The following is a 7,623-nucleotide window of genomic DNA, read 5'->3' as shown; positions in this document are numbered from 1 at the left end:
GATGACGACGGTTTTGATCTGGGCTGGCTTGGACTCCTGGGCTTGGCCGGTTTGGCGGGGTTGGCAGGCCGCAAGAAGCACGACACCACCACGGTCGGCCGCCATTGAAGGCTTCGCCGTAGCGCGTCGTCCGCCCGGGTCCGCTCTCCGTAATGGCGGACCCGCGGCGGGCAGCTTTTTGCCCGTTCGGCCATCCCCGGGATGAGGTGGCAGTCCCCTGCCTCGGCACGTGGATAGCCTGAGGTTCAGGGACAGAGCGGCGAAGCGGCGACCCGCCCGGTAGCAGGGCGGTCACCATAAGGCCCGCAATCTGGCTGTGCACACCTCTTTGTACGGGAGCGGACATACGCGCGTGGCATCACCCTCTACGCGTCAGGGTATTGCCTGCCGAGAATGTCCCGGCGCAGGCAGCTGAGAGACGCTGCGCGCTCCCGCCGACACTCCGTCGCAGGAGCCTCTCATGGTCCCGACTGCTCATGCTCAAATTCTGCCCCGCAACCGTCTACTGGCCGCCCTGCCCGCCGAAGACCTCGCCAGGCTCTGGCCGCAGCTGAAGCGTGTTGAGCTTCCCATCCGTGCCGTTCTGTATGCGGCGGAACAGCCCATCACCGAGGTCTACTTTCCCGAGACCGGCCACGCGTCCATGCTGGCCTGCCTGAAGGATGGCGAAGCTGCCGAGGTGGGGCAGATCGGCCGGGAGGGTATGATCGGGCTGGCCGTGCTGTTCGGAGATGACCGCGATGATCTGGAGGCCATGGTGCAGAACCCCGGCACCGCGCTGCAGATGAGCGCGGCGGCACTGGGGGAGGCGCTGGAGAGCATCCCGTCCCTGCGTTCCGTCCTGCTGCGCTACGCCCTGGCGCATGTCCGGGAAGTGGCCCGCACCGGCATCTGCAACGGGCGCCACACCACCAGCGAGCGTCTAGCCCGGTGGCTGCTGATGACGCATGACCGCACCGAAGGCGGCCCTTTCCCGATGACCCAAGAGGTCCTCGCCATGATGCTCGGGGTGCGCCGCGCCGGCATCACCGTGGCGGCCGGGGCCTTACAGAGGGCCGGCCTCATCCACTACGCGCGCGGGCACATCACGGTGACCGACCAGCCGGGCCTCGAGGCTGTCGCCTGCGAGTGCTACGGCATCGCTCGCCGCGCTGCGGAGCGCTTTCAGGAGCGGGACACCGGCTCATCGCCTCTCGTCTGCAACTCGGCCTCCGCCTTTCAGCTGAAGACTGTGGCTGACTAAATCTTGGCGCCGCGCCCATGCATCGCACCTCCGCGCAATGCCGACAGGGAGGACGCCGGGCTCTTTGTAAGAAAGCCGGTCAGGAGTTGTAGTGCTTTGTGCGATTGTGAACTGATGGTGCTCCCGGAAGAGTGGTTCCTTGAAATCGACCAAGTCATCTTGAGGCTCCCAGGCCCGCTACTGCTTTGATATCTGCGATGGCGACCAGCTGCTTCTTCACGATGAAGAAGGAACAGATCTGTCCGGTGTGAAAGCCGCTCGTGATGACGTCCTTCGTCTTCTGCCCGAGTTGATCAAAGCCAGACTTCCAAAGGATGAGCACCGCCAGCCTGTGGTCACCGTGCGGGACGAGACTGCCGCTGCAATCCTCAAAGCCAGTCTGTCACTGGATGTGGCGTTTCTCTCCCGAGTGTTGAGGCCCCTGACGAGATGGGCCCGCGGGAGGCGAGGCCGAGCAGTGGAGGCGTTGCGAGCTACCGTTCCGCCGCCGAACGCCCGGGGGCTCTTGCCGCCGAGCAGTGGGCCGCCGCCTCGTCCATGGCGCAGTTCAGTGAGGCCGCGAGTTCGTGGGCCAGGACGCCCGGCGCCTGACCATCCGGTGTGATCGGGTTTCCCACCACCGCGACGCAGCGTGCAAAAGGCAGGGGAAGGATCATCTGATCCCAGGAGCCGAGCCGCCGGCTCGGCAGCGCGTAGGCGCCGCAGGGCACAATCGGCACACGCGCCGTCGCTGCCAGGCGCACGGTGCCTTCGGAGAACACCCGTCGTGGTCCGCGTGGCCGGTCGGGCACGATCACGGCGACCGAGCCCGCCCTGAGGCCTCGCAGCACCTTCCGCCCCGCCTCATGCCCGCCGCGCGACGAACTGCCCGCAACCGGCGTCAGGCCGTACCCCGCCAGAACAGAGGAGATCATCGTGCCGTCCCGGCTGCGTGACACCAGGGCGAGCCCCTCCTTGCGATCCGTCTCCGGCTGCAGCGTGGCCCAGAAGCGGACCCATGCAACCGGCATCATCGGCAGGCACTCGTGCCAGAACACCAGCATGAAACCGCCCGGCCGCTCGGCCAAGGCCCGCAGCGGCTCGGTGCCCGCTTTCAGGCGCGGGGCTGCGGGAGCAGGCATGTCAGGGGATGGCGTGGTCATAGAAGTGGAATGCCCTGAACAAGTGTCTCCTGGCCAGGGTATAGCTGTCCTGAGCCACGCTGGGCCGAGGGCGTTCCGTTCCGCATCTGTGGCATCGTCCTACCGCCTCCCGCCGCCTGCCGAACCTGAGGAGAACGCCGCTGTCCGTTGAGAAGCAGCTCCGGAACCACCAGGGTCAGGCCCGGTCCGAGCGCGCCATGGTCGATCTGGCGGCCCATGGTGGGCCCTTCGTCGAGGCTTTCGCGGCCACGCGCATGCCGATGGCGATCACCGATCCGGGCGTCGAGGGCAACCCGATCATCTACTGCAACGCCGCCTTCCTGCAGATGTGCGGCTACGAGCGGGACGAGGTGCTGGGGCAGGACTATTTCTTCCTGATGGGGCGGCACGCCGATCCCGGTGTTGTGGAGCGGATCGCGTCGGCGGTCGCAGCCCGGCGCGAGTTCGCCGAGGACATCCTGTTCCACACCAAGGAGGGCCGGGAGATCTGGGTCGCCGGCCTGGTCAGTCCGATGGTGGAGGAGGACCGGGTGGTCCGCCACTTCACCTCCTTCCTGGACATCACCGACCGCGTCCAGCGGGAGCAGGAGCTGCACCGCGCCAAGGAGACGCTGGACCGGCGCGTGGCCACGCGTACGAGGCGCCTGCAGACAGCCAAGGACAAGCTGGAGGAAGAGGTCGAGCGACGCCGGCGCACGGAGGCCCTGCTGCGGCAGAGCCTTGCCGAAGGGGAAGAGGCGCTGCGCTTCCGGGACTTCCTGGTGCAGGAGGTCAACCACCGCACCAAGAACGCGCTCCAGCTCGCGACCTCACTGTTGCAGATCCAGGCCAGGCAGTCGGAACCCGCGGTGCAGGAGGCGCTGGAGGTGGCCGCGGGGCGGCTCATGCGCATCGGCGAGGTGCACGCGATGCTGGCCTACCGGGGTGAGACGCCGAACGCGATCGAGGTCGGGCCTTACTTGCTGCGGCTGGCTCAAAGCATGGCGGAGGGTCTGGTGGCCTCGCCGGGTCAGATCCGGGTCGAGGTCGAGACCGACGAGGTGGCCGTGTGGCGCCCCGACCTCGTGATCCCGCTCGGGCTCATCGTGGGCGAGGCCCTGACCAACGCCTTCAAATACGCCTTTCCGGAAGGTCGAAGGGGCCGGGTGCGGGTGGATCTCAGCCTCGCCGGAGAGGGCCTGGTGAGTTTGCGGATCGAGGACGACGGGATCGGTCTGCCTCCGTCGCGGCGCAGGGGCGCGCTCGGGCTCCAGCTGATCGAGATGCTCGCCCAGCAGGTCCGGGGTAGCGTCGTCCTCGGGAACCGGGCTGATGGAGCGGGCACGGTGGTGAGCGTGACCTTCCCTGATCCCAACACCGCGCCGGTCCCCCTCCAGACACAGTGAACTGGCGGCAGATCCCGGAGGCTCGGGAGGTCACCGCGCAGCCCTCTACCGCGCTCACTCAGAGGGATAGCGGCCTGCCGTGCTTCGCTCGTCGGCGGCCACGCCGCGAGCTGCCGCTTGCCCTTCAGACCAATCAGCTGACAGTTGAAGCAGCCCCTCAGGCATCTTGATCTTCGAAGTTGACCATCACCAGGACTCCACCGCATACGATCATGGTGACCAAAGCGTCCTGGACCTGCGCTATGGGCCATGGAGGTTGGCAGGCCAATGACATGAGCGACCATATCGCCCAGCACTACGTGGCGGCACTCCTCAGGCTCACGAGCCTGAGCATGATGGCGAGATCCAGCTCCGCTGGTTCCTCGTGGCCCGGAGGACGCGCGTAGTCAGACCCGCCCCGGCTGTCCGCGGTTGATCGAGGCGGGCCCACTCGGTCCTGGCGCCACCCTCCTCACGGCTGAGGATTACCGCCTCATCCGAAAGCGAGAGCAGGACGGCATGCCCGTCTGGTGCCAGGATCTCGGCCTCACCACTCCCGTCGAGGAGGAAGGCATCTGCCAGTTCTCTGGGCAACTGCAGCGGATCCTCCGCTTCATAGGCGTCGGCCGCAAGTTTAGCATCTCTTGCGGAGGCGAACTCACCAATGGCCAGCGGTGCGACCGGGAGGCGGCCTGCCTCGTCGAAGGAGGCATATCGGAGCTCGGTCCGGCCACCCGGCCGATGCTCGAATACCGCCCACATGCCGTGCGGGGTCTCAAGCATCCAGGGGGCGCCCGTCCCCTTCCGTGTCCAGCCATCCGACATCGCCACCTCCGATAGCAGAACTCTCGGAAACGCCATGCGTCACTACGCGGTGTTACGTCGGTATCGATCTATCATCTCGGCAGCCTCCTGAATATCAGTGGCAGCGTGCTCCGGTCATGGTGTTGAGGCGAACTGAACTGAGCTGGACCAGCCATCTCCTGCCTGAGGATCATTCCGGCACCCCGTCCGAGCTGGCCTCCTGCAGAACCGCCGCTGCCGTGGCCGGATCCTGCACACCCGCAGCGGCAACCTTGAGACAACTGGTCACTGCGTCGTGCAGCGAGGCCGTGTAGTAGTCCGCCCCGACTGCTTTGGCCTGGGCGGCATCGGACAGCACCGCCTCGCCTTTCGGCCACAGGCCGACCAGCATGGGCACGCCGGGCATGCGCTGCTTCAGGCGGCGCAGGAGATAGCGCAGGTGAGCTGGGTTGCCGCTGATGTCGAGGTAGGAGATGCAGACCATCGCCACCCCGGAGGTGTCGAGGCGACCGACCTGCTCGCGCGAACTGGCTCCGTGCGGAATCATACGGGCTCCCAGCCCGTGTTTGGTCAGCAATTGCGCCAGCATGGCCGAAGCGGCCTCGTCCAGCGGTCCACGCCCCGCCAGGCAGAGCACCGGTGTATCGGAGGCCCAGGCCCCCTTGCGCCCGGTCTGCGGCGGCAGCGGCACATCAGGGGCAGGCACATGCGCGACGGCCTTCTCGGACATGCTGGCATCGAGGGGTGCAGCCTCGGATTTCCTGGACACCTTCTCCGGCGGATCGTGGTCGGCGACGTCGGACAGGTCGTTCACCAGCCCTGAAACAGCATTCTTGACGCGCTCCAGCTGCTCCGGCCGGAGAACGCCACGCTCCAGGTCCGTGGCTGCCAGGCGGAGGCCTTTCAGGGCAACCTCGTCGTAGTAGGCCGTGAGTGAGCGGTCCTGAAGCAGCGTCTCCGCCTGGGCCAGCGCCTCATCCGTGTCGCCCGCCAGGATGCGCTGGTAGAAGTTCTGCACCGGCGTCAGTGCCGGACGGTCGCCCAGCAGAACATCGAGGAATTCCAGCCGCTCCACATGCCGCCCCAGCACCACCAGACAGAGTGTGAGGGGAGTGGCGAGGATCAGCCCGATCGGGCCCCAGAGCCAGGTCCAGAAGATCGCGGCGACGATCACCGACACGGGCGAGAGGCCGGTGCTATGGCCATACACCATCGGCTCGATCACCTGACCGATGATAGGCTCGGTGATCAGGAACAGCGCCGCAGTCCAGATCACCATTGACCAACCCGGCTCCGTGCCTGCTGCCAGGAGCAGAGGAAAGGCGGCGGCGAGGATGGAACCAACATAGGGCACGAAGCGGAACAACCCCGCCAGGATGCCCCACACGATCGGGCCCGGCACTCCGATCAGGAACAGGCCGATCGCGACCAGCACGCCAAAGCAGCTGTTCACGAGGAGCTGGACCAGGAAGTACTTGCTCAGCCGTCGCCCCGCCTCGTCGAGTGCCTCGGTGGTGCGGTGCAGGTCGTGGGAGCCAAAGAGGCGGATCAGACGGTCGCGCAGGTCTTCCTGCTGGAGCAGCACGAAGATGCTGACGATGAGGACGATGAAGGTCGTCTCCAGCGGACCGAGCACAGGTGAGACGAAGGTGCGTGCGAGGTCGAGAGCCGAGGATTCGGCAGGACGGATCTCCACCGGAACAGGACGGGCTTCGCCATTGGTGATCGTGCCCGCACCGGGAAGGGTAGGTATATCGTCGGTGGCTGGCGGAGAGGCAGCAGGCGGCGCTTCGGAAGGAACGGCGGCCTCGTTGTTCAGCCTGCGGGAAAATTCATTGATCTGCCCGAAGACGGTGCCCTGGACGGTCGCCACCTTCTCCTGGATGACGCGCTGGTAGCGCGGGGCGTCGCGAGCCAGGCTGGCGATCTGCACACCGATCACGCTGCCGATCGCTGTTATGGCACTGAGCGCGAGCATCACCGCCAGCAGCACGGCAGCGACCTGCGGCAGCTTCAGACGTCGCAACAGTCCAACAACTGGGGCGAGCACAAACGAGAGGAGTATGGCGAGGGTGATGGGGATCAGCACCTCACGTGCAAAGTAGAGCGCGCAGACCGTGACGACACAGACCACGACGGTCAGGAGGTGCGCGGCGTCGGGGCTGGAGGGCGGCTGGACCTGGGATGGCGGGCGCGGTTCTGAACCAAAGGCTGTAGTCATGGGGCATGCTCCGTGCCGCAAGGATCAGCCGGAGAACGCACTGCCGGAGACTGCAGTTACAAAGGAGCCACGCACGGAAGCCGTCTCGGACGTCGGCCATAGCCGTATTGAGGCAACCGGTGATCGACTTCGACAGGATGCGGAGCATGATCAGATGGTCGGCGCCACGGCCCAAAAATCGGCTGGTAATTCAACTTTCGTGTAAACAGCGCGGCGATCAAGCACCACAGCCGTACGCGAGGCGCTGGTGATGACGCCCTGCCACACACCTAGCTTTCGCTGCTCAGCCACATCAGCCAGCGTTCCGCAGAAGGGAATGGGCGGGGTCATGCCATCGGGCTGGAGCCGCCCACACAGAAGCTCAACGCTGGAGGAATCGCCGATCCGGGCCCGCTCCACATAGTCGCCGATTTCGCTCCAACGAGACAGCAGCGCGACGGGTAGCGCCTGGACGATTTCTACTGCCTTCACAGGGTTCATGGCAAATGCTTCCTCGAGGCTGAATTGTATAACGGTCAGCAACGCCTCGATTGGTGTGTAGGAGTCGTGCTCGCGGCCAGGGAACCGCGCATCAAATGGCAAACGGTTGCCGCGATACGCTCGAGCTTTGAAGCTTTCGACCGCCAGCTTCGTCAGCTTCAGATATTTCGCGCGGCGGAGCATGGTAGAGTGCCCCAAAATTACAGATAGCCCTTTTCTACCCAGGAGAGGTTCAGATTGCATTCTGAACCTGCTGTTGTTTAGTATTGGTCTGCGCAGTCAGTTAGAGCCTGTTCTCTAATCGGGCTTTCCAGGTCAAGCGCCGGAACGGAGGCTGGAACCCGCCGGGGTCATGGTTCTCTCCGGGGT

The 7,623-nt window shown here is 65.7% G+C and carries 7 protein-coding genes and 1 pseudogene; 4 read left to right on the top strand and 4 right to left on the bottom strand.

What is annotated here, in order from left to right; all coding sequences use genetic code 11:
• The 3 genes and pseudogenes from D2K64_RS26340 to D2K64_RS26335 all read left to right on the top strand — a co-directional run.
• On the top strand, nt 1-108 hold a 108-nt coding region (locus tag D2K64_RS26340), incomplete at its 5' end, for a WGxxGxxG-CTERM domain-containing protein (RefSeq protein WP_120010595.1).
• A gap of 352 nt (nt 109-460) precedes the next feature.
• A complete protein-coding gene (locus tag D2K64_RS22345; protein ID WP_120010594.1) occupies nt 461-1,243 on the top strand; it encodes a Crp/Fnr family transcriptional regulator in 783 nt (260 codons plus the stop codon).
• Between the two features lie 187 nt (nt 1,244-1,430).
• A pseudogene (locus D2K64_RS26335) lies at nt 1,431-1,613 on the top strand (DUF6894 family protein); the annotation flags it as partial.
• A gap of 103 nt (nt 1,614-1,716) precedes the next feature.
• On the opposite strand, the gene D2K64_RS22340 reads toward D2K64_RS26335, so the two are convergent.
• The gene (locus D2K64_RS22340; protein ID WP_157986046.1) at nt 1,717-2,286 is read right to left on the bottom strand and encodes a DUF374 domain-containing protein; all 570 of its coding nucleotides are present in this window, start codon (nt 2,284-2,286) and stop codon (nt 1,717-1,719) included.
• A gap of 296 nt (nt 2,287-2,582) precedes the next feature.
• Here D2K64_RS22340 and D2K64_RS22335 point away from each other — a divergent pair, with 296 nt between their 5' ends.
• A complete protein-coding gene (locus D2K64_RS22335; RefSeq protein ID WP_120010592.1) occupies nt 2,583-3,770 on the top strand; it encodes a sensor histidine kinase in 1,188 nt (395 codons plus the stop codon).
• A gap of 318 nt (nt 3,771-4,088) precedes the next feature.
• On the opposite strand, the gene D2K64_RS22330 is transcribed toward D2K64_RS22335, so the two are convergent.
• The 3 genes from D2K64_RS22330 to D2K64_RS22320 all read right to left on the bottom strand — a co-directional run bounded on the left by D2K64_RS22330 (nt 4,089) and on the right by D2K64_RS22320 (nt 7,437).
• Entirely contained in the window at nt 4,089-4,532 is a 444-nt protein-coding gene (locus tag D2K64_RS22330) for a hypothetical protein (protein ID WP_157986045.1), read from the bottom strand.
• Nucleotides 4,533-4,743: 211 nt separating this feature from the next.
• Complete coding sequence (locus D2K64_RS22325; protein WP_120010590.1) at nt 4,744-6,774, bottom strand: AI-2E family transporter; 2,031 nt, start codon at nt 6,772-6,774, stop codon at nt 4,744-4,746.
• Between the two features lie 150 nt (nt 6,775-6,924).
• Nucleotides 6,925-7,437: a hypothetical protein gene (locus D2K64_RS22320; protein ID WP_120010589.1), complete on the bottom strand. Its 513-nt coding sequence runs from the start codon at nt 7,435-7,437 to the stop codon at nt 6,925-6,927.
• Between the last annotated feature and the right edge of the window lie 186 nt (nt 7,438-7,623).

The sequence above is a fragment of the Teichococcus vastitatis genome (assembly GCF_003604215.1).
Classification (GTDB): Bacteria; Pseudomonadota; Alphaproteobacteria; order Acetobacterales; family Acetobacteraceae; genus Pseudoroseomonas; species Pseudoroseomonas vastitatis.
The sequence above is the reverse complement of the archived record's forward strand: the minus strand, read 5'-3'. Positions and strand labels throughout refer to the sequence as shown.

Bases quoted from the DNA above. Each gene is read 5' to 3' on its own strand.
- D2K64_RS22335 (WP_120010592.1), top strand. From the start codon at position 2,583: ATGGTCGATCTGGCGGCCCATGGTGGGCCCTTCGTCGAGGCTTTCGCG.
- D2K64_RS22330 (WP_157986045.1), bottom strand. From the start codon at position 4,532: ATGCTTGAGACCCCGCACGGCATGTGGGCGGTATTCGAGCATCGGCCG.
- D2K64_RS22325 (WP_120010590.1), bottom strand. From the start codon at position 6,774: ATGACTACAGCCTTTGGTTCAGAACCGCGCCCGCCATCCCAGGTCCAG.
- D2K64_RS22345 (WP_120010594.1), top strand. From the start codon at position 461: ATGGTCCCGACTGCTCATGCTCAAATTCTGCCCCGCAACCGTCTACTG.
- D2K64_RS22340 (WP_157986046.1), bottom strand. From the start codon at position 2,286: ATGCTGGTGTTCTGGCACGAGTGCCTGCCGATGATGCCGGTTGCATGG.
- D2K64_RS22320 (WP_120010589.1), bottom strand. From the start codon at position 7,437: ATGCTCCGCCGCGCGAAATATCTGAAGCTGACGAAGCTGGCGGTCGAA.